We start from the raw sequence: 23,063 nt of genomic DNA, 5'->3' as shown, positions 1-23,063 counted from the left end.
CCCGTGCATGTCTCTCCCTCACCGCCCGAATTCGGGCGCTGGTACAGCAAAGAGGGGCCGGACGCACCGAGTTGGTACGACCGGCCCCGTGGGCTCAGTGTCGGTCCGCCTGCGCGCGGACCAGCCGGACGTGTTCCGCGCTGATCCACTCCGTCCGCAGTGACCGGCGCTTGGTGAACCCGCTCTCCACGCCTGTGGGCTGCACATGCAGCATGGGACGCAGGCGGCCACCCTCCAGAACGGCGGTCACCTTGAGAACCACAGCGTCCGACATGCGCACCCGGTTGCCCTGCCGGACCGAGTAGGCGACCAAGTCACCCGCGTAAAGCTCCTCGCCTGCGTAGTCGGTGACTACTCCCCGCTTGCCCATGTCAGTTGTCCTCTCCGCGCTCGGCCTTGCTCCACACGGTCGTGTACTCCCGGAACGCCACCCGGCTGGTATCGGTCAGCAACTCGGCAGCGTGGCGGGTGGCAGCGCCAAGGGTTACCGAGGTGAACCCGTTGAGGCTGTGCCGGTAGGCGTGCGTGGTCATGGCCGCCGAGCGAACGCCAGCGGCAGCCAGGGCGTCCTTGACGGCCAGGACCAGCTTGCGCGGGCTGTTGGTCGGGCTCCCCTGTACCAGGTTGATCACGGCGGCCAGCGCCTCCGCCTCGGCGGGCGACAGCTCCAGCCGGACAGTGTCCTTCTTGATCGTGATTACTTCGCTGCGCATCTCGGCCTTAGCCAAGGTCCCTCTCCTCTGCGTCGTCGTCCCAACCAAAGCGCCTACGCCGTTCGCGGATTACCTCACGCGCCTGCGAGGCGGGCCACTCCCAGAGCGGCCGTTTGATCTCGTCATCGGGGAGACCCCGGAGCGGACGAATCTCGCTCCGGGGCTCACACTTCGTGCAGCGCTCCATCAGGCACCGAAGTAGGACGCCAGCAGAACGGAGTTGTCGTGGTCCCGGCCGTCGGTCAGTCGCTCCACCCGGGCGTTGCTACCGTCCTTCTTGAAGCCTGCGAACGGCTCATCGGCGGCAGCGCGGGTAACCAGGTTGAGCGCCTGCCGCTTGCCCTTGGCGCGCACGATCAGCGCGTCATACTCGCCAAGGTCGGTAGCGTCAGTGCGGGTGACAAGGTAGAACGCCATGGTGTGAACTCTCCTGTTTGGTTGGTTTGTTGGGGAGGTGCGGGGTGGACTAGAACGGGGCTTCGGCCACGGCGTCGCTGTAGGACTTCAGGACCTTGATCACGGGCTTGAAGTAGTTGACGTTCCGGCCCTTCTTGGTGGTGTACGAGACCTCTTCGATGGTCAGCTCTGCCAGGACTTCGCCGTCAAAGCGGGACAGCGCGGCGTCGTACTCGTGCAGAACCTCGGCCATGGACCAAGAGCCGGTCTGAAAGCGGAACTTGCCGAGTTCGTAGTCATCGGCCAGGCGGAAGGTCACCGAGATGGACGGGGCCGGGCCAACGTAGTCCTTGGCGGCCTGCTTGCGCTCCGCGAACAGGGACGGGCAGCCGCACGGGACGCCCTTCTTCTCGTCGGGGCTCAGGAACTCCACGCCGTCGCAGTGGTGGACCAGCTTGTTGCGGTTCCACAACTTCATGTCCGCGTAGACGGCCTTGGGGCCGTCCAGAACCACCAGGATGGTAGGAGATGTGGTCTCCACGGAGATGAAGTTCTCCTTGTCGGTCTCCAGCTCCTCCACGGTGCCGCCGAAGAGCTGGCGAACGGCGTCCGCAACCTCCGGGTCACCGGTCGAGAACCGCCACTCCGAGAGGGCCAGGGGGACGCCGTCCACCGCCTTGCCGGAGTGGAGGCGACCCACCGCGTCATCCGAGAAGCGGGGCTTCGGCTTGGCGTCGGGGTCGGTGTCGAAGATACGCAGTGCCACGCGCTCACTCCTTCGTGTTTGGGAGGCTTTCCCTCTCTCTGGTTATTAAGGGGTGGGAGCAATTCCCGTGCCCAGAAACGCAGTTGCCCCCGACAGCCGAAGCCATCGGGGGCAACAAGAGGTCAGACCAAGGCAGTTGGCGCGAAGCGCTCGTTCCGGCCCAGCGCCTCGGCCCACGTCCGACCCTGGTCCTGGTCCTCCTGGACCCAAACCAACAGAGTGGTCATGGCCCGACTGACCTGGACCAGCCCACCCGAGCCCAGCGCGTTGGCCGGACGGCCCTCGTACCGGGCCAGCTCCTCCAGCGGGACACCGAGCCGGTTGTAGACCGTTCCAATGAGGCATCCGGCCGTCGGGTTCTCGCCGTCGGCGTCGTAGTGGACGTAGAAGCACATGCCCGGGTCGGCGTCGTCGCGCTGGTGGGTCGGGGCCTCGTAGACCAACTCGGGCCGCTCGGCCACGACTTCGCGCAGGGTTTCGAGAACCTGATCATCCGAGAACTTGTAGGCCACGGCCTCTCCTTCGGTAGTAGCGGTGCTGCTACTACCGAAGGGGTGGGAGGGATTCCTAGGAAACCGGACGCTCCCAAGCGGCGCGCCACGTGGCCGGGCCAACGATGCCGTCAGCGTCCAGCGGCCAGCCGTTCGCGGTGCTGTCGTTCTGGAAGGCAACGGCCACGTCCCGCGATGCGGAACCGAACCAGCCATCCACGGAGATGTGCCAGCCTCGGTCACTCATGCGCTGCTGCCACGCGCGCACATTGTCATCGTGCATCATCGGAGAGCGGAGACGCAGGTACTCCCCCGGGAACGGCGGGGCGGACGGGCCGGACGGAGCGGGGACCGGTGGTGCCGGTGCCGGACTGACCGCGTCTGCGGGGTAGTTCGGGTAGCCGTACCCGAGGATCTGCCAGTTGCGCGGGCGGGTGCGCTCGTAGGCACCATCCCCGTTGCCCTGGCTGCCAGCCTGGCCAGAGGACGTGTTGCCTTCGTACGTGGTGATCTCTGAGTCCGAGATGCCCACGACGATGCCGACATGGTCGGCCACGCCGTCGCCGTTCCACGAGTAGAAGACCAGCGCGCCGGGTATCGGGTCCGAGCCGAAGCGGCCCTGATTCTTAAACCACTCCACGTGGCTCGGGCAGTACTCGAAGCGCCCCACGGCGTCGCCGTTCCCGCTGGCGTCGCCCACATAGCTGACGAACTGGTCACACCAGGGCTCGTTATCGTCGCCGTACCAACGGCCAAACGGGGTCTCGTTGTTGGGGCCCTCCTTGTAAGCGGCGTCAACCCACTTGCGAGCCTCGGTGAGCATGGCGTTAAGGCCAGGCATACATACCCCTTTCTGGGCATGGGAAGGGCCCCACCCCGGGAGTAGTCGGGGTGGGGTACCGCCCGAATTCGGGCGGTGGATTAGTTGGCCGGGCGGGTCTCCTTGGGCATCGCTACGGCGGCAGGGTTCTCCCACTTGCCAGCGTCGCTGTTGTCCAGCGTGACCTTGTAGACCTTCCTGGACTGGCTGTGCCAGACGCAGATGCCCTCGGGGTCACCGAAGCCCGGGACAGCCAGTGAGCCATGGGTCTTGAGGAAGGTAAGGCACGCACGGACCGGAGCGTCCGAGAACGGACCCTGGTACATGACTGGTACGGGCTGGACGTACACGCCGTCGATGACGGCCTTGGTGTCCTTGTGCCGGTCCACGTTGAACAGCGAGAAGGCGCGCTTGTCGGTGCCGTAGGTGCGCTGAATGCTGCGCCCCCACCACTCGCCGAAGTGGAGCCCGGGGCCGAGAAGTTCGATCAGCTCGGACGCATTGGCGTGAGCCCAGCGGGCAAAGCCGTAGTTGTCACTGTCCGGGGTGACGATGCGCTTCCGGGACTGGGCAGTGATGGAGTAGGTCCCCGGGAGGTCCGGGTTCTCCACGATGTGGAGTGCTGCGTTCGTCCCGTCGATCTTCTCGGTAATGCAGATCTCTCGGAACAGGCGTGGGGTCTTCGGCCACTCTACGAAGTCAACCATTTCTCTCCCTCGGGTAGTTAGCGCGCGCGCCGCTGAGTGCCGGTCACCAGCTTGGCCGTGGAGGCGGCCAGCTTCCGGCCGATCACGGTCTTGTTGGCCTCTCGGTCCCAGTTGAAGACATGCCGCAGGCTGAGAAAGAACTCGAACACGTCGGCGTCGATGCGGACCGGGTAGAAGGACCACTGATCCTCTGTGACGTGGAGGACGGCCGCCCCATCGAAGTGCGGCATAGGCGTGCTCGTTCCGTCCGGCGAGACGATCCGGTCAGCGTTGGCGTACGCGGCCATCTGTAGGGCCACCTCGGCGTGTACGTCCTTGGAGGTCTTCCAGTCGGCCATGATCAGCATGGGGCGGCCGGAGCGGTCCGGGGTCACCTGGTGTTCGTCGTCCACCCAGATTCTCAGGATGGCATCGAAGGACCCCGCGTATTCGTGTTCGTCGGACCAGGCCACGTCTTCCGCACGGACCAGCTCCGGGTTCACAGCGGCCAGGAACTCACGGAAGTGGCGGACGTGCGCCTGAATGTCCGGGTGGACGTGGCCGACGGCCTCACCACGGGCCAGCCGCTCGAAGGCGTCGTGAGCCATGGAGCCGATTTCAGCCCGAACCTTGGTGTACCTGCGGGACGCGCCCTTGAGGTAGTCAACGGCCCCCTGGCGGTCCCTCTCGGCCATCTGCTGAACGAACGGCAGGGAATCAACCGCCAGCTCTGCGGTCAGCTTCGCTGCCCAGAACGTGAGGAACGGCTTCGGCAACATGCCGATGACGGAGGTAACGCCCGGGACCTTGACGGCCGTGTCGTCCGGGTCGATGTAGAAGCGCGAGCCACCGCGCTGAATTGTGCGAACGCCAGCCATGCGGCGGGCCTCCCTCGGGTAGTCGGATCACTACCTCTCAAGGGGTGGGAGGGATTCCGGCCGTCGGCCCGGGGTCGGCATGACGGTATGACGAAGTGGAGGGCTGTTTAGGTTTCTCTTAGAGGTCTTATGGCTTATCCAGAAGAACAACTAGAACCGTCATACCGTCATGGGCACCGCCCCTCACCTGCGCTGATTACGCTCCGGAAGGCCGGCTGCCACGGTGCGTAACGGAAGCCCTGTACGGCCCTCTACGGGCACGACAAAGCCCCCGCCGGGCCAGGGGGCCAGACGGGGGCTCAGAGCGCCGATACGGGGCGGCTAGACCTTGTAAACGCACTCTTCCGGAGTGTGGTCGATTCCGCACCGAGAACAGTGGCGGTCCTCATCTCCGTGCTGGCACGCGGTGTGCGTCTCGCTCCCGCATTGAGCGCAGGGGACGACATGATCCTTGTCGTACTGCGGCGCTACCCCGAGCACGTGTCCACAGTGCTCCGAGTAGGTCATGGTGGGGGCGGGCTGCACATTGGCCCGCTCCCGCTCGTACGCCTCAGCCTGCCGCTTGGCGGCCTCGGTGCCAGGCTCATGCGGCCAGCCAGGGTTACTCTCCATGTCGGCCAGGCATGCGGTGGTGACCTCGGCCCGCTCCGAGGTCTCTGCGGCCTCAATCAGCCGCGCTGCCAATCGGCGCGCGTCGGCCGGTGACACATCCATTCGGAGCGGTCGGTCGTGGTCCCGCCCGTTCACCACCCACCCGGTAACAATCACGGGGTTGGTAGACGTGCCGTGCTCCGCACGGATGGTTCCGATCTTGAATTCGTATTCAGCCTTCGGCATGCCGTCCCTGCTCCTCTCCGAGGGCCCCGCCCGACCGGTTGGCCAGGCGGGGGCTGAACGAGCGGCTACGGGCCGCTCAGGGGCTTTCCTGGACCTCGTAGACGAAGCCCTTGTGTTCGATCGGTTCGCCAACCATGAGGCTGGCCACCGCTTCGTTCTCGTCGCCGGTCCAGCCGTTCGCCTTGGCCAGGATTAAGACCAGCCGGGCGGCCAACTCGGCCGTCTCGGCCGTCCGCTCCCCCAACACGCGGCCGTCGGGGCGGCGGGCAATCGCTCTGTACATGCTGTCCTCCATGCGGCTGAGCCCCCGCCCAAGTAGAGCAGGGGCCGTTACCGAGTCGTTACAGCTTGGCCTTGGCTACGGTGGCCTCCTCCAGCCACTTACTCATGGTCTCCTTGAGGAGCGCCACGTCATCTTCACCGAGCTGGCCAGCCATCTTGAGAGCGGCAGCGAACGCCTTCGTAGCCTTGCTGAGTTCTCCCATGGCCTTGTCGATCGGCGCGATGGTCGCGGCGTCCACGATGGCCCGAGCTTCGTCCTCGTCCATCTCGGCTTCCTCGCCAGCCTCCAGTGCCTTCTTGGCGGCAGCAAGCGCGCTCTTGGCCTGCGCCCTCTCGCGGGCCTTGTCGATCTCCGACTTGTCAGAGATCTTGCACTCCTTGCGGACGGCCTCCGTCGGCGACATGTCGGGGTTGCGCTCCAGCGCCTTGGCGAAGAAGTGCTGTGCCTCATCCGGGTTCTGGTCAAGCGCGGCCACGTAGTGGACAACGATGTGGGCGGTCTGAGTCCGGATGCTCTTCTTGTAGGAGTCCATGACTTCCTGGTTGAAGTTCCCCGCCTCCTTCATGGCGGCCTCAACCGTCTGGAACATGTCGCTGGACGCCTTCTTGGCCATGTCGGTGTCCGCCCGGAGGTCCGGAAGCTCGGTCTTCGGGTTGACGATCCGGCGGCGCATGTCCAGAAGGACGTTGCCAATCTCCTTGGCCACCTCGGAACCCTTGGCCAGCGAGGAAATACCCTCGCGAACCTTCGCGGCACCCATCTGGACCAGCTCGTCCAGGCCCTCAACGTCGTGGTAGCTGGCCGGGACGGTAACGGCCACCTCCGTGGACGGCTCGGGAGCGGGCTTGCTCTCGGCTGCCTTGCGCACCTGCGCCCGGAGCTTCGTGCGGTCCTTCGTCGGAAGCTGCTTGATCAGCGCTTCCGCCTCCTCCTTGAGCGGCGTGGTGTCCTCACCGGCGATGGCAACGGCGGTGATGCGCTCGATCAGCGCCGTAACCTCCTCGGTGAGCTTCGCCGGGTCGATGGTGTCGGTGTTCTGCTTGGCGGCCATGTGGATCTCCCCTGTCATGCTTGGCGGGTTGCCTCGCTGTTGATGCCAACAGTAGACCTGTCGGGGTGTCAGGTCAAACTTGCTGGTCAGCGGCGTGTTGCCACCGCCCGAATTCGGGCGGTGTACGCAGAGAGCCCCCTACCGCCGGTTTGGCAGTAGGGGGCTCTGGTCAGAGTAGGTCCACACGGTCCCAAAGGTCTTGCAGGGAACCGAAGTTGAACAGGGTTGCGTCTGCTTGGTAGTCGTCTAGCTCGGTCTCGCTGACGTGCTGCGGGCCGGTCAACTCCCCACCGTGCGGGGGACGTTGAACACGGATGATCCGGAAACCTAGGCGCTTGAGTGCGGCGGCCTCATTGCGGTACCGGCAGTCAGTGACCACGACCGGCCCGGGGGCGGACTCGATCCGGGCCACGGCCTGACGAATCCAAAACTCGGGGTCCAGGTCGCGCACGCCTTGGCCCATGTGTTGCAACACGCGCCGCACTTCCGGGACTTCGGCCTTAGCACGCTCCCAACCGGAGTAGCCGACCACTTCGGAGAGTCGTTCCTCCGTGGCCTCGTGCCCATCGTGAGACACGTACGTGTACACGATGGGGTCCAGCTTGAGAGCGGCCTCTTTCAGCGGGTCGGCGAACGCCACGCGGGCATACCCGCACTGGTCCACCAGCCGAGCAGCAGCAGAGTCCTTACCGCTGCGCGCCCGACCGATGAAAGCGATGTGCACCGGCTAGCCGCCAACCGGCGGGATGGGAGCCTGAGCCACGGCGGACGAAGGGACGCCGACCGTGGCAGCCGGGATGTTCGCCAGCTTGGTGACCTCGGAAGCCACGGCCTTGACGGCAGAGGCGCTGACGATCTTCTCGGCCTCATGCTCGACCGTGGGGACGACGTGGCGGGCCAGGTAGCCAGCACCGAAGGTAACGGCAGCCGCAATGGTCGAGTCGATCAGACCCTGAATGTCGTTCGGGACCTGGCCGTGAAAGACGTACGGACCGAGGATGTTGCACACCATCGTGGTACCAGCGGCGGCCACCGTGGCGGCGGTCACCTTGCCGGAAATTGGACCGAAGCTCACTCGGGCTCCCTTTCGGTGAGTGCGCGGAACTCGCGCACGATGAGGCGCTTAAGGTGCCAGTGGTGCCAGGCCCAAATTGGGCCGGACCACATAACCTGCGCAATTAGGTTCGGGTAGATCTGTGGCCACTCAGTGACCCACCATTTCACTATCAAAGGGGTGGGAGGAATTCCTTCCTTACTTGATGTAGCTGGCCACGGCGGCCACGGTGGCGACTACCCCCGAAAGGGTGGCCACTGGGACGCCGTACTTCCAGCGCTCCACGCCACGCAGGCGGGACTCATGGTCGGCCAGCGTGCCCGCCACGGTCTTCTGATCCTGCGCCAGCGAGCGCACGTCATCGCGGACGCCTACAACCACCTCGTAGATTTCCTTGGCGGTGATGGTGACCACTCCAATTTCGTTCTGTGCCTCGGACATTAGGCCACCACCTCAAAACCGTGGCGCTGGCCGAGCAGTGCGAGCGAGGCATGACCAGGGATGCCGTTGGCCGACGCTCCAGTGTAGCCACAGCGACGCTGCCACTCGGCGTACGCGGCCACGCTGGTGGAGCCGAACGAACCGTCATAGCCGTACTGCGCCGCAAGCAGTCCTTCCGCGACAAGGGCGGCCTCAACCGGCCGCACATCGTCCGGGTGGGACTGGTAGCCCTGCGCTGCGCCAGGGTCGGTGCGGGCGGCCTCAACCACATGATTGAGGGAAACCTGCGGGCGGGCCGGAGCGGGAGCGGGGGCCGGAGCGGGGGCCGGAGCGGGGGCCGGAGCGATCTCGCCAGCCCACGCGCGAAGCTCACCGATGGAGCCGAAGCGGGCCACGTTGCGGTCAATGCCGCCGGTCCAACTGTACTGATGGAAGACCCACGGGAAGCTGATGTTCGGCCGACCGGCGGGGGCGTTCGGGTCAGCGATCCACAGACCATCCCCCGCGTAGCTCTCGGTGTCCACGTTCCGCCAGAAGTCGCGGTTGCAGTAGAGAACAACCTTGAGGTCCGGGCGGAGCGCCTTGACGGACTTCATGAATGCGTCCCGGTCGGCCTGGCTCACGCCGCTGGCCTCCCAGTCGTACGCCAGAATCTCCCCCTGGCGCACGTCTACGCGATTGAGGAAGTGCTGCACCTGAGCGTCGGCGTTGCCCGGGTGCGCGAAGTGGTAGTGGCCGACCACCAGGCCAGCGTTGCGCGCGGTGGCAAGCTGTGCCGAGTACTTGGGATTCACGTAGCCGGTACCCTCGGTGGCCTTGACAAAGGCGAAGGAGAGCCCCGACACGTCAAAGTCGGACGGCTGGTAGCTGGAAACGTCTACACCAAAGAGAGACAAGGAAGTTCCTTCCGTTACGCGTGTGAGAAGCGCACATAGAGGACGCTTCGGATGCCGCTGTTCATGGACGTGTTTTGTGCCGCGCCGGTCCCCTGCCAGCCCACGAGCTGAACGTAGTCACCTACGTTGAGGTAGTAGTCCCGCGTCGGGAGAGCCGCCCAGCCTTCGAAGTTGCCATCACAGCCAAATGCGTAGCCCGTGCCCGCCAAAGCCTGGCTGCCGTTAATCCACACACCCACGGCGCGCAGACTTCCGTTTACCGGCACCATCGCGAAGCCACCAGCGATGGTGTACCAGCCAGCAACCTGCACGGTATACCGGGAGTTGTTAACTGTGTTGCTGTGGCCGCCGTACGTGTCAACGATGGTCGAGTCCAAAGAAATAGTCCACCACGATGTGTTCGCGATGGACTGCGCGGTTGCCTGCGTGCCGACGAACACCGGCGGGTTGAGCAGGAAGGTAAGGCCGTTGTAGACGTTGGCGTTCCACAGCGCGCCAGTGATGAAGTTGCCCGGGGAGGCTTGCGCCGGATTGGGCACGGGAAGATTGGTCATGAGTCCTCACATGTGGCCAGCACAGGGCCACCGCCCGAATTCGGGCGGTGACTCCGGCTAGTAGGAGAATGCGGCGCTGTCGAACTTGTCGCTGGTGTCGTACTTGGTTGGGTCCGTCACACCCGAGGGCAACGCCTCGCAGACAACGGCCCCGGCAGGGTGGGCCTTGGTGGACGCCGTGGTCATCACGATGTTTCCGTAAGTCCAGCTACCGGGGGTGGTGGCCGTCACGTAGTCCACGGTGAACGTTTCGGCATTGGAGGTGCCCGGTTCGATGGTGATCTGTGAACCGTGTCCGACGATTGCAGCGAGCGCCTGCGAGTTGTCGCCGTTCATCGGACCGACCGGGAAGCCGGACGTTCCTATCGGCTGCGTGGTCGAGCCGTAGATAGTCGTCCGGAATGCGCCGAATAGCCCGTATGGGGTCGGGTCCACCGGGGAGCACTGGAGGGTGACGAACGCTTCGTTCTGGTCGTCAAGGTCCCACTGGATATGCTCAACGAAGCAATCCACCTGAATGGGTGGGGCCCCGAACGGCCGCCGCATGATGCGGACGCGCATGTTCAGCTCAAGCGAGAGGCAGACAGGCCACAGCGCCGGATTCGCCGACGGGTGCAGCTTGATTGACTGAACGCGCGTGAGCGGGTTCTTGTATCGAGAGAGGAAGTAGTTCGCGGCATCCTGGCACTCGGCATCGCTCGTGCTGTTCACCGTGCGGGACATGGTTCGCGGGAAGTAGTCGTTCTGCGAAGTAGTGTCTGCGGCCGTGAAGTTCTGGCCATTCGCCTGAGTCGAGTTGGCAGGCTGCGTCACCGTGACTTGATTGGCCAGGTGGGTTGAGTCGAAATCCAACTCGACTTCGTCATACGGCCACTCCCCCGCGCCCGTGTTCTCACCGAAGGTGTAGACCGGGCTTGTGTTGTTGTAGCGGGTGCCACGACCACGGAACACGATCGTTCCAGCGCTGTTGATGTAGTGAAGGCCGTTCTCGGTCTCCACCACGCTGGCCAGCGCCGAGAGGGCATCCTGTCCGGCCACGCTGGCGGGCCCCATGCTCGTAGTCTGGCCGGTGCCAATATCGGATGCGCCGGTATAGCCAGCCCAGCGCAGGATGCGCGCGTACCGCTGGTCGGTCGAATCTCCCTGCGCTTGGCTCTTCCACGCGGAATACAGATTGGTCACATCGTTGGAGAAGAAGAAGCCCGAGAACTCAGCGGCGTACGCAATGTCGCCCTGGTAGTTAAAGGCAGTGCCGTTGCCCGTGCTCGGGTCCACCCACCCGCCCACGCTGTCCGAAATCAGCCCGGTCGGGTTGGTCGATGCCGAATAGCCAGACCAGTAGTCGATCAGGCCACCGTCACATGCGACGCCAAACCCGGTAGTACCCGAGTACGAGATGATCCCGAGGTGCCAGTTTCCGTCACAGACGTTCACGTGCCCGTTGTGTCCGGACACCTGCGCGCCGGTCGGGCCCTGGACCGTTGCGTAGAGCTGGCTGGAGCTGTTGATGCCGATCTCGATCCGAGATCCACCACCGCCACCCTGTGGGCCAAAGGCCGTCCACAGAACCGCATTTCCGGTAGACGGGACGGGGCCCGTGTACCGGAAGGCGATAATGCGCGTCCACGCCGCAGGGTCCTTCGGACCCTTCACGCCACCGGCCGAAAGGCTGACGAACGACGCCGCGCCAATGTAGTTGGTCCCCGGATTGGCATTGGCGACCGTGACAACGGTGTTGGTGGACATGAACGTCCCGCCAGCACTGGAGGATTGAATCTTGTTGCCCGCCGTTACCGAGCCTGCGCCGTAGGCGGACACACCGATACTGGCCGGTCCATAGTTGCCGGTAGCGTCAGCGAAATACGAAGTCCCCTGCGGGTCGCCGAGCGTGTAAATGAAATTCGGCGTATGGCTGTAAATCTCCTGCGTCAGCGGGTCTCGGAGCTGGCGCTGAGAGAGAAGCGCGAAGGAGTCCACAACCGTCGGGTCAACGACGCCGTACGTCCCTCCGAAGTCCCACTTAGACGGCCAGCGCTCCACGAAACCCGAGTAGAGCGGGTACGTGATGCCCGGGACGGTGAAGGCCGTTGCAGTGGAGCCCTTTTCGAGCTGGAGAGCGTCCGCCTGGAGACTCACGGCCGAGGCGGGAGACGTGGCCGTGAGGGCGACACCAGCAACGATGCCGTACACGCCGCCGGAGGTCGGGGCGGTAGCCGTGAAGGTTACCTGAGTCCATGCGGCCGAAGTCGAGCCCGCCAGAGTGGAATTGGAGCCTACAACGTAGGTGCCAGTGAGGTTACCGGCGCTTCCTCCATTCCACCCGTACCACTCGAAGAACGGGGCCACGGTCAGCGACGCGGAGGCCGTGACGTTCCGAACCCGCGCCTGGAAGGTGTATGTCTGCCCGGGAACCACCGAGCCGTTCAGCGCATAGAAGATGCGCGCATTGTAGACCGGTGAGGCCGAGGTGTTGGCAGGGATGTTGAACTGGAGGACATTGGAGCCCTGGAAGGCCGAACCACTGGCCACCACACTGCCGTTATTGCTGTCGGTGGACGAGGAAATCCAGAGCGACGGATTCTGACTGTTCATCGTGCCGAGCGTCGCGGCCACGTCGCCACCGGTCGCGGCCCCCTGAGTCAGCATGTTCTGAGTCGGTGGGTACTGCACACGGACACGGAGAGGCGTGTAGGGCTTAATTCGGCCGTTCCATGGGCTTGCCGCGTTCATCGGGTCAAGCTGGCCATCGTTGTTCGCAAAGCGGGCGGACATGGTGCCAGCCTGAACCTGGTCAGTCTCGTACTGGCGGCCACGCCCAACGCCCACCTTGCCCATGGTGCGCCCGGTCAGCGCGGTGTACGCCCAGCCTGGCGCACTGCCCCCGCTCGCGTTCCATACGGGCCCCCATGCGTAATCCAGTACGGGCCAGTTGGGGTTAAGTGCCATGGGTCCTCCGAGGGGGCCACCGCCCGAATTCGGGCAGTGGTCCCCCTACTGTTAGCGCCGGTAAGGCTGGTAGGTGTTCGGGTTGCGCGCGCCGTTCTGGCCCATCACGCGCTGAATGGTGTCCGTGAGGTCCCGGTCTGAGAGGACAGAGCCGTTCACGGTCACGTTGACGACCGTTGCGCCGCCTGCGCCTGCGCCGTTGCCGAACGTCGTGCTTCCCCCGCCAGCGAAGGCGGGCTCAAGGCTGCCGATCGAACCGAACTGGCCGGAGAGGCCACCGGCCATGTTGCGGGCGGCCGTGGTGGCCACTCCCGCGTGCTGGTCGATGCCGGACGCGACACCGTGAGAGATCCACTGGCCGACTTCGTCAGCGAACACGCGCGAGGGTGAGTTGATGCCGAGGAAGGACTTCACGTCGTCCAGGGCACCCTTGGCAATGCGCGTCAGCGATCGGCCGATTGCTCCGGCTGCACCTTCGATGCCGTTTACGATGCCGTTGATAATGTCCGAGCCGACGTTGACCACCAGGTCCCACAGATTCCCGCCGAGGTCAGACAGGAACCGCCAGATATCACCGAATGCCTGAGTGATCAGGTGCCAGATATCCCCGAGGGCACGCCCCCAATGGCCGGTGATCAGGTCCAGGCCCACCTTGATGATGTTTTCGACAAAGTGGATTCCGAAGGTGACTACGTCCTTGATCACGTCCCATGCCAGTTTCAGGATGCCGACCACGGCGTCCCAAATTGCTTTCAGCGTGTCGGCGAGTAGCTGGAATCCGACCTTAAGCCAGTCCCAGATGTTTTCGGCCGTAATCTTGATCTGCTCCCAGATCAGTTTCCACGCCGCGTGGATCTCGCCGTTGTAGTCGTGCCAGAACTTCATGAACTCGCGGACCCGGTCGAGAATCCACTTGATCACGTTGTCTTCGAACCACTTCGCGATTACGTGCACGGCCTTCATCGTGCCGTCGAAAATCGCGTGGAAGGCAGCCAGCGAACCGGCCCAGACGGTCCGGAAGAGATTCGCCACAAACGGGATGTGCTGCTCTATCCAGCCCCAAACCTGCTTCCAGTGGGTCAGCAAATACACGAGACCTGCGGCCAGCGCCATGACGCCGACAACTACCCATGTCACCGGGTTGGCCAGCAGGGCCGCTGTGAAGGTCCACGCAGCTGCCGCAGCCGCAGCGAGGCCCACCACCAGGATGCCGCCGATAGCGCCAGCCAGGACCGCCATAGCGGTCTTGTGTCGGGTCATCCACGTGACACCCTCGGAGAGCCACCCAATGAACCGCGTGGCGTACGGCAGGATCTTCTGACCGATAGCGATTCCTACGGCCTCCAGGGCCCCCTTGGCTTCGGCCAGCTTCTGGTTGAAGGTGCCTTGGACTGCTGACCAGCCTTCAACGTTGTTGCCACCCTCCTTGACGTGCTCGCCAATGATTTTGACGTTGTCCTTGAAGGTGTCCATGTGCTGACCGGTGAGCTGTAGCGCGCCCATCATGGACTTGGTGCCACCGACCATCGTTGCCAGCGAGCCAATATAGGTCTGCTCGGAAGGCTTGAGGTTCGCCAGTGCCTTCTGAAACTCGGTGGTGTTGCTCGAAGCCTTCCGCAGGGTCTCAATCATGACCGTGCCAGAGGGCCCCATCTTGGCCTGGATTGCGTCGGTAAGCTCGGTCAGCGTGGCTGCTAGGCCCTTGCTTCCGAGATCCTGTGCCACCTGCGTAGCGTTCAGGCCCAGCCCGCGCATCTCCTGAGCGGCCTTGGCCGACGGGTTGGAGAGCTGACCAATCGTCTGCCGCAGGTAGGTTGCTGCCACGTCGGCAGAGGTGCCCTGGCTGGTCATGGTGGCCATTGCGCCGAGCACTTCATTAAGGCCCACGTGCGCCGCGCTGGCCACGGGCAGGATGCTGGCCATGCTCCCGGCCAGGGCCTCCATGTTGGTCTTGCCCTGGCCCTCGGTGGCCACCAGCGCGTTCATGACTGACGTGGTGTCCTTGGCCTTGAGGCCGTACGCGTTCATGGCCGTGGTCACGGCGTCCGTGACCGTGCCTAGCTCGGCAGCGCCGACCTTGGCACCCATGGCGCTGACCTTGAGTACGTCCAGGGCATCCTTGCCGTGATAACCGGCGGACTCCACCATGTAGAGACCCTTGGTCAACTGCTCGGTGGACTGGCCGACTTGGCCAGCCATGGAGAGTACGCCGTCCCCCACCATCTTCATGTTGGAAGCGGACTCACCAGCGCCAGTCTGAACGCGAGTCATGGCCGTCTGGAAGTTGGCAGCCATCTCGGTTGTCTTGACGGCCGCACCGACGGCCGCAGCACCAATGCCGATCAGCGCTGCCTGCGAGACAGCACCGAACTTAGAGAGCGAACCGCCTCCTTCGGCCTCAACCTGCTTAATGCCGGAAATGACACCGGCCTTGGTCGCCATAAACCCGGTTGCGTTGCCGAGGAATTCGATAAAGACCGGGGGCAGAGCACCCATGCGGCATTACCCCCTATTTCTTGGTCTTTGTGGCCTTAGCCCACGCAATTTCCCAAACGGCCGGCATCTTGGGCTCGGCCTTTTTCACACCCGGTTTGAAGTACGGATATGTGCCTTCGACCTTGCCCTTATAGATGTTCTGAGGACCGCCCTTACCACCGGCCATTACGACGCCGGAGTAATTCCCGATCCCCTTCTTGCGCGGTCGCTTGCTCGCGCGAATGGAGCCGGAAAGGCTGCCGGTGAACTTGCCGGGGCCGCCGGTCTTCTTGGCCACGTGGGGGTTTAGGTCCAGATTCACGGCCTCGCCGGTACGACTGGACGCGCCACGGTGGTCCCAGCGAGGGCGGCCACGCATCCCGCCCTTAATGGACCGCTTGGTCAGCGCCTGGACGCTCTTAAGCGCCTTCTTGGTGGCCTTGTCCACGTCGCGCTGTATCCGGTCGAGTTCAAGCTTGGTGGCCTCGCCACCCTTGATCAGTCCCCCGACCCAATCGTCAGCCATTTTGCGCGGCCTCCTTGTTTCGGCGCGCACGCTCCACGGCGTCGTCAACGGCTAGAAGCCAATCGAGCTTGACGGCGGATTCGCTTTCGAGATCAGACGGGCGGCAGTGCAGCATTGTGCAGAGTCGCCACGCCCGGTACTCATCTAGCGGGAGGTCTCCCGCGTCGTGCTCAAACATCCCCTCAAGCTGCTGGCTTAGGCGGCGGAGGGCTCGGTAGGGGAAGCGGCGTCAGTGGTCGGCTCGAAGTTGGGCATCAGTTCCTTGAGGAACGGCGCGCACACCTCTCGGAGCTGGTCCACATCCTTGGTCGGGAGATCCTGGACACGGTCCACGTCTACCGGGAATTCATAGGTCCAGCCCCGGACAACGGCCACGATCAGGAAGTCATTCAGCGACTCCAGAAGGTCGAACGCCTCGCCCATGCCCGCAGCAATGCTTAGCTGCTGCTCGGTGGTGAGAGAACCGCCGGACACCTTCTGTGCGGCCTCCGCTTCCTGGACGGCAGCGACGAAGGTAGGGAGCGCGGCCAGCTTGGACTGAATGCGCTTGATGGGGCGACGCTGGCGCTCGGTAATGTCGGCCACGTCGCGAAGGGTGGCCACAGCGCCGGAAGTCAGGGTGACGGTCTGAGTCATGGTTACTTGTACGTTCCGCTCGGGTTGGCGTTCTGGAGGGTGACCTTGACGGGGCTGTAGCCGTTGGACGCGCCCACGTCGGTAGTGTTGGCAATCGCGGTGAATGCGACCGGAAGCTCTACGAAGTCCTTGCCACGCGTAATGTCAGCGGTCTGGTAGATGACCTGCGACATGTGAAGCTTGACCTGCTGGAGGGCAGCGCCCGAACCGGTCTGGAAGTTCACGTCAAGTGCAACGCCAGTGCTGCTCAGGTAGTTGGTTATCTGCGTCTCGTCCTCCATCACAAGCGTGAGCTTGCCGGAGACGCTGACCGGGCCCGCGAACAGCGCATGCGGGGCCTGCGTTCCGTCCACGGTGTCGATGACGGAAACGGGCCGCTTGATGGTGATATTGCCGTCCAGCGCCGTGAGGTTCGCCGAGCCACCGATAGACACAGCGCCAATCCACGCCGCGAGCGGCTGGAGGTTCGAGAATGCCGGAGTTGGGGCCGTGGTCGTGACAGACGGAAGGCCAACGGCCTTGGCTGAGTAAGTGAGTAGACCATCAGCCGAGAACTTGAGGTCCACCTCACTGAACTTGCAGCCGGGGTACTGGCGCACGTTCTGGCTGTAGTTGTCGGTGATGGTGTAGCTCGGGGGCTGGCCGTCAGCCGAGTTGTAAACGGCCATGGCGTGCGTGTACGGGGCGGTGGCACCGGTCACGGTCACATCGCCGAGCACGCCAGCCAACGGGAAGCCGATGGTGTCGGCGAACACGTCGCCCGAGAAGTCAAAAGTCGTGTGCTTGGTAAGCTGAACCTCACCGTAGGTCTCTACCATGCTGCCGCGAAGACCCTTGTCCTGCGCCAGCTTGATAACGTCCTTGGGGGTCGGCGGACTCACCGGAATGAAGGCGGTAGCGGCGACCGGAGTTCCCCAAGTGGCTTCCTTGGCGATACCGATTACCGTCTGTGCTGTGGGGCGAATGCCAGTCATGCGTTACATCCCCTCCAGGGGCAGGGTCTCGTGAACGGTCGGGACGGCCCCGGGAGTCGGCTCCCAGCGGGCATCCGGGGCGGCGTCCAGCTCGGCCACCAGGCCGGGCGTCGCGTGGACCCCAAGGGACGGGTAATACAGGTCGGTTTCACCCGTGTACGTGAAGGCAGGCATGCGCCACTCCCTCCACCGCCCGAATTCGGGCGGTGCTAGATGCGGTTGAAGCACTCAATTTCCAGCTCAGCCGTGACGCGTCGGCCCATGTGCCCGGGGTCCTCCTCGGGCTCGATATCGCAACCGGCCGGGTGGGAAATGAGGACCAGCCCGCCGAGTGAGGGATCATTACGGACGATGGCGCAAATTGCGTCACAGATGGCGCTACAGCGCTCATAGGCGTACTGCGGGTCGTCTCCACCCCGGAATACGTCAACGGTGATGGTGACCGTGTAACGCTCGCTGAGCCAGCCAGCGCCACCCCCGCCCACCAGGGTCATAGGGTCCATCTTGTTGTGCGTCTTGCCGATGGCCACAATGTCGTCCGGCTGGCCGGGGCCCGGGGCGTCGTAACAGACGAGAATGCCCGCCGTGGGGTCGCTCGGGTCGGCCGTGAGTTGTGCCGCGCACTGGTCGTGAAGGTACTTGCGCGCCTTCGGCGGGGTCATGGTGGGAATGGTCATTAGGCGATCCCTGGCGCTCGGCGGAACGGGGCCCACAGCTCAACTACGCGGTCCGGCAGGGCAAAACCCATAGAGACGCCCATGGCCTCTCCGTCCATGCCAGCGTTGCCGAACTTCGGCCGTCCGCCCTGCTGCGTCTGCTGCCACAGGTGGCGGATCAACTCCAGCGCACCAAGACGCACCGTGAAGGGAATCTGACCCGAACGTCCGGCCGTGTAGACCAACTTGACGTTTTTGGAGCCGACGGCGAACTGAGCGGGGCCGCCACCGAAGGTACGGCGGGTGATCTGCCCGGACTGGTAATCGACCGTGAACGCAAACGCGTTCATCTGCGTGCCAAGTGCCTGCTCAGTGAGCGCGAAGCCTGACAAGCCGTAATACTCGGTGCAGCTCTGGACGCTGGCCAGCGGGAGCCAGTCCGGGCTGATGGTCGTGACTCCCCCGTTGAAAAACTCTGTGTGCTGCTCCGGGAGGAAGGGCCCGCACACATCGCGCGCGAGGTCGGCAGCCGACAGGATGAAGCTCTGTAGTTCGTCGTCCTGCGTTGTGTCCGCCGGACGGATGTTGAGGTGCTTCTTGACCGACACCAGGTCTACGAACTGCTCGACACCGAGAGGCCGAACCGTGAACTGGTCTTCGTAGGCCCACCCGACATTCGTCCCCGTGGCCGTCCAGCGGACCAGCCAGACACCGGAAGTCGCGACGGATGAGACAACCCCCGTGTAGACCCCTGAACCCACGCTAGCGGTCGCTGGAGTGGTCGTGTGGCCCGTTGGGTCAGTGACCGTGAGAACGACCGCCAGAGACCCCGTGGAGACGTTCCCCGAGTCGTCCAGAACGGCGGGAGAGGTCAGCCCTACGTCCTGGCCCGTGTAGTACAGGACTTGAGCCATGCGTCCCCCTATCGGTAGCGGCGGTGGTGCCGGTGGCTTGAGGTCCGGCGATGGTGCCCGCTGGCATGCCTGCGGTGGTGCTGCGCCGCGCGGTGGTGGTGCGCCGCTTTACGGTGCTTGGCATGGTGGCGAGCATGGCTGTTGTGATGCCGGTGCACGTGCGTGCGGTGCTTCCGGTGATGCCGGAGCGTGTGGCGATGCGCGGACTTCCGGCGGTGCTTCGCAAGGTGTTTTGCGTGCCGCTGGACGTGTCGCTTGTGCGTCAAGTGCCGCTTGTGCGTCAGGTGGTGGCGCTTGACCTTGTGCGCCGCATGGTGGCGCGTCGCCTTGAGTCGCCTCAACGGCTTGAGGTGCCGGAGGCCCTTGGAACGGTGGCGAGCGTGGCTAGCGTGGCGCTTCGCGTTGCGTCGGTGCGCGCTCTTCGCTCGCCGTAGGTGGTGCTGCGCACTGTGCTTGCGCTGGTGTGCGTGCGGCCGGTGGCCGGTGTGAGTCTTGCGTGCGCGCTGCAAGTGCCGGTGGAGGTGCCCGTATTGGGTGATCAATGCGGACACCTCCACTCGGCGGGTCAGGCTAGAACGAAGGTGCGGTCAGGCCGGTCCCGTTGATGGTGCTGATGGACTTCGGGTACCGGGCCGCCTGGAACGACATGTAGTTGTAGAGCCGGACGAAAACCGAAAGCTGGTTGGCGAACGTCTGGGCGAAGGCTTCCGCCTTGACGTTGCCCTCCCACAGGATCAGATCCGCCATGCGGGCGACAATGATCACGTCCTGGTTGGTGCCAGCACCAAGGTTGGTCGGGATCGTGGCGTCCACGTAGACCGGCAGACCCATGATGTGGCCCACGTAGCCCTGCGAGGCCACCGCGCCAGCGTTCGCCATGGCGTTCATGGGGCCAGCAGTGTCCGGGACCACCAGCGGGCGGTTCTGGCCGTCCAGCGAGGCGAGGCACCACGCCCACCGCGAGGGGTGCATGATGATGGTGTCCGGCGGCAGGTATCGGTTGGTGTGCACGGACTGAATCGCACCGGCAAGCTTGCTGTAGAGCAGGCCCAGAGTCGGCGACGCGGACGTGAACGTAATGGCGTTGGTACCCGCCAGGGTCAGGAGACCGGTCGGCTGGCCGTTGGAGCCAGTGCCGGACAGGACAAGCTGGTTGAGCTGAACGGCATAGGCGGCAGCGAGGTCCGACAGGATCACGTCGTCAATGTTCAGTGGGCTCTGCTCAATGAGCTGGAGAGACACCGTCTGACCACCGGCCACGGTGGTGATGCCGGAGTTGACCGAAGTGGTCGTCAGGTCGGTCTGCTGGACGCCAGTGTTCTGCGTCTGCTGAGTGGCCACCTGAGTACCGGTGTTGATCTTCGGAATGTTGATGCTGTCGGTGCCGGGCGGCAGCGGGAAAGTCGGGGTCAGGTTCGCAGTGATCCGACCCGGGCGGGCCAGCTTGACGAATTGGTCCTCCAGCCAGCGAGGCGGGACGAACTCACCACCAGCGCCGTTCACGGTGGTAAGCGCACGGGCCTCCAGTGCTCGGCCCCGGTCGTTGCGGACCAGCCGGTCCATGGCGTCGCGGTCGCCCTTGTTGCGGGCCATGTGGAGGTCACGGAAGTACGACCGGCCACCGAGACCGGAACGGTAGATCTCGGGCTCAGTGACCTGGAAGCCAGACGGGGACGGCGCGTATCGCTTCGCCATCTCGGCGGCAGCGTCGTCCGCCCGAATCTGCTCGTCCAGCTCCTTGGCACGCGCGTCCAGCTCGCGAACCTCGGTCTCCAGGGCATCGAAGGTGCTCGACTCGGTCTCGGAGAGGCCCCGAGACTCGCCCTTGGCGGCGTCCAGAAGCTTAGTCAGCTCCTCATTCTTGGCGGAACGCTTGGCCAGAATGTCGGCCACGGCTTCGCGCTTGTTCATGCACTTCTCCTTGAGAGAGCACCGCCCGAATTCGGGCGGTGGATTAGATGTTCAGCGCGCGAAGGCGTGCGCTGTAGAGGGAGAGGTCAGCGGCACGAGCCGCCTCGGGGGCAGGGGCCGCTTCGGCCTCCAGCTCCTCCAGGTACCGGCGCAGGCGGTCAGTGGGAACGGAGCGAAGGAACGCGTCCATATCCCGGCCTCGCATAGTCGCGCCAGCGGTAGCTGGGTTTGCGCCGTAGTTCACGGCGCTTACGTCGCCCTTGTTGAGGTCAACTTCCGTGATATCGCGCTGAGTCCAGTCCGGTGACCATTCCTGAGCGGTGACGCGGAATCCGAAACTCATCTCGTCTACGTCGCCGCGCTCCATGGCCACCTGGAGGTCCAGGACCGACGGAGAGCGCGGGTCAAGGTCGGCCTCAACGTGGAGGCCGGTGGAGTCCTCAGCGAGGCGGAGAGTGCCGCTCTTGGTCCGTGCGAGCGTGAGCCCGCCGTGATTGACGACGAACGGCACATCGGCCCCTGCGGCCAGGGTGCGCGCGAAGGCACCCCGACGAACTACCTCGCTGTAGTCGCCGAGCCAATCGCTCATTTCGTATGGCGACTCAGTGACGGAGGCATAGCCGGTGAAGCGCAGAGTCTTACCGCCAAAACCGTCGTCCAGCGCCCGAAGCTCAATGCCCTGGTAGGCAGCGCTGCGGGTCTCAACTACGTTCTGGCGCTCTGCGCGTGCGGAAAGATCATTCATTACAAAACCGCCCCTAGTGCGTCCGCCTTGGGAGCGGAGGACGACGCCTCGGTGTCCTTCATTGGCTTGACGTTGGAATTGAGCGGGGCTGCGATGTCGTCGCCACCCTCAACGGGGCCGTAGTTCTCAAGCGCCCGAATTTCGTTGGTCGTGAGGATGGCAGCGGAGCGGGCAGCGCCGTAGACGGCGTAACGGCCAGCGGTGTCCGTGCGGAGAAGCGCGTCAGCGTTGAACTTCGCGGTGTGCGGGCGGGCCAGCATGGCCGACCACGCGTCCTCAATCCGACCGAGCCACGGGGACAGCGTGTAGGCAAGGAATCCGATTCCCTGCTGTTCAATACCGGTACCCCACGATGTGGTTTTGTCCACCTGGCCGAGCATGTGCGGAGGAATTCCGAACAACATTGCCATGTCCAGGTTCTGCGCGGCACGCGTACCGAGGAATTGGGCATCGTCCGGGGTCACGGAAATGGGTTTCCACTCAGCGCCACCCGAAAGCACGCCGACCGTATGGGAATTGCTCAGCCCGCCATGCGAGGCGGTAAACGATTCCTTGAGGCCGCGCGCACGTTCCTTGTCCAGGTCGCCAGGCACGTGAATGATGCCGGACATATGCGCGCCCTGCCCGAAGAAGCGGGCCCCGAACTCCTCGGCGGCCAGCCCGAGGCCGATAGCCTGCTTGGCATGCGTGATGACGCTGATACCGGTTGGGGATTCCGGATAGGTCATCCCCATGATGTGGACCACATCGAATGCGTCCACCGGAACCCGGTCAATCTTGTATTCGCGCTCGCCCTTGTCGTTGAACTGACAGTCCACGCGGTCCGGATGGAGCACGCGCAGGCGGTTAGGGCGGTTCAAATGGTCGCGCGAAAGCACGAGACAGTACGCGTTGCCACGCAGCAGCAGAGACACCATGATCTGAGAGATGCCGAGACGACGCGTCGGCATTCGGGTGTCGTTCGCACCGCCGAACGGGTCGGCGACCACCAGCGGCGGCGGTTCGATGGTCTTCCGAATCGCGCCATCCGTGCGGACGGCATCGAAGGGAAGATTAGCCACGGCGTCCGAAAGAATGCGCACACAGGCAGACACGGCAATGAGCTGCATTGCAGTGTCCTCGGTGACCGGCACGCCAGAGGCGGCCACAGCCGCGAGGCTGCCGTTCGACGGGATAGCCCAAGGGTCACCACCGCCGGATGGTGCGTAGAGACGCTTCTCTACCGCCCGACGGAAGATGCTCACCGGTCAATCACCCACCCAATCAGGATCAGGGCGACGCCGAGCAGTAGCACGCCAGCGGCCACGTTCCACGACCAGACAGCGCCAACGACACAGCCGATACCGGCCACGTCGGAGACTTCGGACAGCACGCGGCGTGTGATGCGTATGTGATTCACACGTCCTCCTACGTG

29 protein-coding genes are annotated in these 23,063 nt (G+C 64.3%); 1 reads left to right on the top strand and 28 read right to left on the bottom strand.

Translation table 11 applies throughout. The features are described from left to right. Positions 1–94: 94 nt before the first annotated feature. From P3T29_RS08395 to P3T29_RS08280, 24 genes are all read right to left on the bottom strand, one after another. Positions 95–370: a hypothetical protein gene (locus P3T29_RS08395; protein ID WP_280695852.1), complete on the bottom strand. Its 276-nt coding sequence runs from the start codon at positions 368–370 to the stop codon at positions 95–97. 1 nt (position 371) lies between these two features. Beyond that, a complete protein-coding gene (locus tag P3T29_RS08390; protein WP_280695853.1) occupies positions 372–728 on the bottom strand; it encodes a hypothetical protein in 357 nt (118 codons plus the stop codon). Between the two features lie 171 nt (positions 729–899). Next, a complete protein-coding gene (locus P3T29_RS08385; protein ID WP_280695854.1) occupies positions 900–1,130 on the bottom strand; it encodes a hypothetical protein in 231 nt (76 codons plus the stop codon). 49 nt (positions 1,131–1,179) lie between these two features. Next, positions 1,180–1,875, bottom strand: a complete 696-nt coding sequence (locus P3T29_RS08380; RefSeq protein ID WP_280695855.1) for a hypothetical protein — start codon at positions 1,873–1,875, stop codon at positions 1,180–1,182. Positions 1,876–1,997: 122 nt separating this feature from the next. Next, positions 1,998–2,387: a hypothetical protein gene (locus P3T29_RS08375; RefSeq protein WP_280695856.1), complete on the bottom strand. Its 390-nt coding sequence runs from the start codon at positions 2,385–2,387 to the stop codon at positions 1,998–2,000. 55 nt (positions 2,388–2,442) lie between these two features. After that, complete coding sequence (locus tag P3T29_RS08370) at positions 2,443–3,189, bottom strand: CHAP domain-containing protein (protein WP_280695857.1); 747 nt, start codon at positions 3,187–3,189, stop codon at positions 2,443–2,445. Positions 3,190–3,287: 98 nt separating this feature from the next. Then, positions 3,288–3,893, bottom strand: coding sequence for an RNA ligase family protein (locus tag P3T29_RS08365; protein ID WP_280695858.1), 606 nt, complete (start codon positions 3,891–3,893; stop codon positions 3,288–3,290). A 17-nt stretch (positions 3,894–3,910) separates the two neighbouring features. Next, entirely contained in the window at positions 3,911–4,651 is a 741-nt protein-coding gene (locus P3T29_RS08360) for a hypothetical protein (protein ID WP_280715665.1), read from the bottom strand. A gap of 420 nt (positions 4,652–5,071) precedes the next feature. Next, on the bottom strand, positions 5,072–5,587 hold the full coding sequence (locus P3T29_RS08355; RefSeq protein ID WP_280695860.1) for a hypothetical protein: 516 nt from the start codon (positions 5,585–5,587) through the stop codon (positions 5,072–5,074). Positions 5,588–5,663: 76 nt separating this feature from the next. Then, a complete protein-coding gene (locus tag P3T29_RS08350; protein WP_280695861.1) occupies positions 5,664–5,870 on the bottom strand; it encodes a hypothetical protein in 207 nt (68 codons plus the stop codon). Between the two features lie 58 nt (positions 5,871–5,928). Then, positions 5,929–6,921 carry a hypothetical protein gene (locus tag P3T29_RS08345; RefSeq protein ID WP_280695862.1) on the bottom strand — a complete coding sequence of 331 codons (993 nt, stop codon included), beginning with the start codon at positions 6,919–6,921 and terminating at the stop codon, positions 5,929–5,931. Between the two features lie 169 nt (positions 6,922–7,090). Next, positions 7,091–7,645 (bottom strand): hypothetical protein, encoded by a 555-nt coding sequence (locus tag P3T29_RS08340; protein ID WP_280695863.1) that lies wholly within the window; start codon positions 7,643–7,645, stop codon positions 7,091–7,093. Between the two features lie 3 nt (positions 7,646–7,648). Continuing rightward, on the bottom strand, positions 7,649–7,996 hold the full coding sequence (locus P3T29_RS08335) for a hypothetical protein (protein ID WP_280715664.1): 348 nt from the start codon (positions 7,994–7,996) through the stop codon (positions 7,649–7,651). 177 nt (positions 7,997–8,173) lie between these two features. Further along, positions 8,174–8,416: a hypothetical protein gene (locus tag P3T29_RS08330; protein WP_280695865.1), complete on the bottom strand. Its 243-nt coding sequence runs from the start codon at positions 8,414–8,416 to the stop codon at positions 8,174–8,176. After that, a complete protein-coding gene (locus P3T29_RS32680; RefSeq protein WP_348532804.1) occupies positions 8,416–9,312 on the bottom strand; it encodes a GH25 family lysozyme in 897 nt (298 codons plus the stop codon). The genes P3T29_RS08330 and P3T29_RS32680 overlap by 1 nt, the downstream gene beginning before the upstream one ends. A gap of 14 nt (positions 9,313–9,326) precedes the next feature. Next, positions 9,327–9,866 carry a hypothetical protein gene (locus tag P3T29_RS08320; RefSeq protein ID WP_280695866.1) on the bottom strand — a complete coding sequence of 180 codons (540 nt, stop codon included), beginning with the start codon at positions 9,864–9,866 and terminating at the stop codon, positions 9,327–9,329. A 57-nt stretch (positions 9,867–9,923) separates the two neighbouring features. Beyond that, a complete protein-coding gene (locus P3T29_RS08315; protein WP_280695867.1) occupies positions 9,924–12,812 on the bottom strand; it encodes a hypothetical protein in 2,889 nt (962 codons plus the stop codon). A gap of 51 nt (positions 12,813–12,863) precedes the next feature. Beyond that, positions 12,864–15,308, bottom strand: a complete 2,445-nt coding sequence (locus tag P3T29_RS08310; protein ID WP_280695868.1) for a phage tail tape measure protein — start codon at positions 15,306–15,308, stop codon at positions 12,864–12,866. 13 nt (positions 15,309–15,321) lie between these two features. Next, the gene (locus tag P3T29_RS08305; RefSeq protein ID WP_280695869.1) at positions 15,322–15,813 is read right to left on the bottom strand and encodes a hypothetical protein; all 492 of its coding nucleotides are present in this window, start codon (positions 15,811–15,813) and stop codon (positions 15,322–15,324) included. Between the two features lie 195 nt (positions 15,814–16,008). Beyond that, entirely contained in the window at positions 16,009–16,449 is a 441-nt protein-coding gene (locus P3T29_RS08300) for a hypothetical protein (protein ID WP_280695870.1), read from the bottom strand. 2 nt (positions 16,450–16,451) lie between these two features. Then, entirely contained in the window at positions 16,452–17,423 is a 972-nt protein-coding gene (locus tag P3T29_RS08295) for a phage tail tube protein (protein ID WP_280695871.1), read from the bottom strand. 3 nt (positions 17,424–17,426) lie between these two features. Then, complete coding sequence (locus P3T29_RS08290) at positions 17,427–17,597, bottom strand: hypothetical protein (protein WP_280695872.1); 171 nt, start codon at positions 17,595–17,597, stop codon at positions 17,427–17,429. A gap of 35 nt (positions 17,598–17,632) precedes the next feature. Further along, positions 17,633–18,100: a hypothetical protein gene (locus P3T29_RS08285; protein WP_280695873.1), complete on the bottom strand. Its 468-nt coding sequence runs from the start codon at positions 18,098–18,100 to the stop codon at positions 17,633–17,635. Next, a complete protein-coding gene (locus P3T29_RS08280) occupies positions 18,100–18,687 on the bottom strand; it encodes a hypothetical protein (protein WP_280695874.1) in 588 nt (195 codons plus the stop codon). Before P3T29_RS08280 ends, P3T29_RS08285 begins: the two co-directional genes overlap by 1 nt. 371 nt (positions 18,688–19,058) lie before the next feature. On the opposite strand from P3T29_RS08280, the gene P3T29_RS08275 reads away from it, so the two are divergent. After that, entirely contained in the window at positions 19,059–19,427 is a 369-nt protein-coding gene (locus P3T29_RS08275; RefSeq protein ID WP_280695875.1) for a hypothetical protein, read from the top strand. Between the two features lie 136 nt (positions 19,428–19,563). On the opposite strand, the gene P3T29_RS08270 is transcribed toward P3T29_RS08275, so the two are convergent. From P3T29_RS08270 to P3T29_RS08255, 4 genes are read right to left on the bottom strand one after another with little or no spacing between them, the layout of a single operon-like run. Then, positions 19,564–20,904 carry a phage major capsid protein gene (locus tag P3T29_RS08270; protein WP_280695877.1) on the bottom strand — a complete coding sequence of 447 codons (1,341 nt, stop codon included), beginning with the start codon at positions 20,902–20,904 and terminating at the stop codon, positions 19,564–19,566. A gap of 43 nt (positions 20,905–20,947) precedes the next feature. After that, complete coding sequence (locus P3T29_RS08265) at positions 20,948–21,649, bottom strand: HK97 family phage prohead protease (protein WP_280695878.1); 702 nt, start codon at positions 21,647–21,649, stop codon at positions 20,948–20,950. Beyond that, the gene (locus P3T29_RS08260; protein ID WP_280695879.1) at positions 21,649–22,893 is read right to left on the bottom strand and encodes a phage portal protein; all 1,245 of its coding nucleotides are present in this window, start codon (positions 22,891–22,893) and stop codon (positions 21,649–21,651) included. Before P3T29_RS08260 ends, P3T29_RS08265 begins: the two co-directional genes overlap by 1 nt. Then, on the bottom strand, positions 22,890–23,048 hold the full coding sequence (locus P3T29_RS08255) for a DUF1056 family protein (protein ID WP_280695881.1): 159 nt from the start codon (positions 23,046–23,048) through the stop codon (positions 22,890–22,892). The genes P3T29_RS08260 and P3T29_RS08255 overlap by 4 nt, the downstream gene beginning before the upstream one ends. Between the last annotated feature and the right edge of the window lie 15 nt (positions 23,049–23,063).

It is taken from the genome of Kitasatospora sp. MAP5-34 (assembly GCF_029894335.1).
Lineage (GTDB): Bacteria > Actinomycetota > Actinomycetes > Streptomycetales > Streptomycetaceae > Kitasatospora.
The sequence above is the reverse complement of the archived record's forward strand: the minus strand, read 5'-3'. Positions and strand labels throughout refer to the sequence as shown.

Bases quoted from the DNA above. Each gene is read 5' to 3' on its own strand.
- P3T29_RS08275 (WP_280695875.1), top strand. From the start codon at position 19,059: ATGCCTGCGGTGGTGCTGCGCCGCGCGGTGGTGGTGCGCCGCTTTACG.
- P3T29_RS08385 (WP_280695854.1), bottom strand. From the start codon at position 1,130: ATGGCGTTCTACCTTGTCACCCGCACTGACGCTACCGACCTTGGCGAG.
- P3T29_RS08285 (WP_280695873.1), bottom strand. From the start codon at position 18,100: ATGACCATTCCCACCATGACCCCGCCGAAGGCGCGCAAGTACCTTCAC.
- P3T29_RS08395 (WP_280695852.1), bottom strand. From the start codon at position 370: ATGGGCAAGCGGGGAGTAGTCACCGACTACGCAGGCGAGGAGCTTTAC.
- P3T29_RS08300 (WP_280695870.1), bottom strand. From the start codon at position 16,449: ATGACTCAGACCGTCACCCTGACTTCCGGCGCTGTGGCCACCCTTCGC.
- P3T29_RS08305 (WP_280695869.1), bottom strand. From the start codon at position 15,813: ATGGCTGACGATTGGGTCGGGGGACTGATCAAGGGTGGCGAGGCCACC.
- P3T29_RS08345 (WP_280695862.1), bottom strand. From the start codon at position 6,921: ATGGCCGCCAAGCAGAACACCGACACCATCGACCCGGCGAAGCTCACC.
- P3T29_RS08360 (WP_280715665.1), bottom strand. From the start codon at position 4,651: ATGTTGCCGAAGCCGTTCCTCACGTTCTGGGCAGCGAAGCTGACCGCA.
- P3T29_RS08265 (WP_280695878.1), bottom strand. From the start codon at position 21,649: ATGAATGATCTTTCCGCACGCGCAGAGCGCCAGAACGTAGTTGAGACC.
- P3T29_RS08330 (WP_280695865.1), bottom strand. From the start codon at position 8,416: ATGTCCGAGGCACAGAACGAAATTGGAGTGGTCACCATCACCGCCAAG.
- P3T29_RS08355 (WP_280695860.1), bottom strand. From the start codon at position 5,587: ATGCCGAAGGCTGAATACGAATTCAAGATCGGAACCATCCGTGCGGAG.
- P3T29_RS08290 (WP_280695872.1), bottom strand. From the start codon at position 17,597: ATGCCTGCCTTCACGTACACGGGTGAAACCGACCTGTATTACCCGTCC.
- P3T29_RS08315 (WP_280695867.1), bottom strand. From the start codon at position 12,812: ATGGCACTTAACCCCAACTGGCCCGTACTGGATTACGCATGGGGGCCC.
- P3T29_RS08295 (WP_280695871.1), bottom strand. From the start codon at position 17,423: ATGACTGGCATTCGCCCCACAGCACAGACGGTAATCGGTATCGCCAAG.
- P3T29_RS08365 (WP_280695858.1), bottom strand. From the start codon at position 3,893: ATGGTTGACTTCGTAGAGTGGCCGAAGACCCCACGCCTGTTCCGAGAG.
- P3T29_RS08350 (WP_280695861.1), bottom strand. From the start codon at position 5,870: ATGTACAGAGCGATTGCCCGCCGCCCCGACGGCCGCGTGTTGGGGGAG.
- P3T29_RS08320 (WP_280695866.1), bottom strand. From the start codon at position 9,866: ATGACCAATCTTCCCGTGCCCAATCCGGCGCAAGCCTCCCCGGGCAAC.
- P3T29_RS08370 (WP_280695857.1), bottom strand. From the start codon at position 3,189: ATGCTCACCGAGGCTCGCAAGTGGGTTGACGCCGCTTACAAGGAGGGC.
- P3T29_RS08310 (WP_280695868.1), bottom strand. From the start codon at position 15,308: ATGGGTGCTCTGCCCCCGGTCTTTATCGAATTCCTCGGCAACGCAACC.
- P3T29_RS08270 (WP_280695877.1), bottom strand. From the start codon at position 20,904: ATGAACAAGCGCGAAGCCGTGGCCGACATTCTGGCCAAGCGTTCCGCC.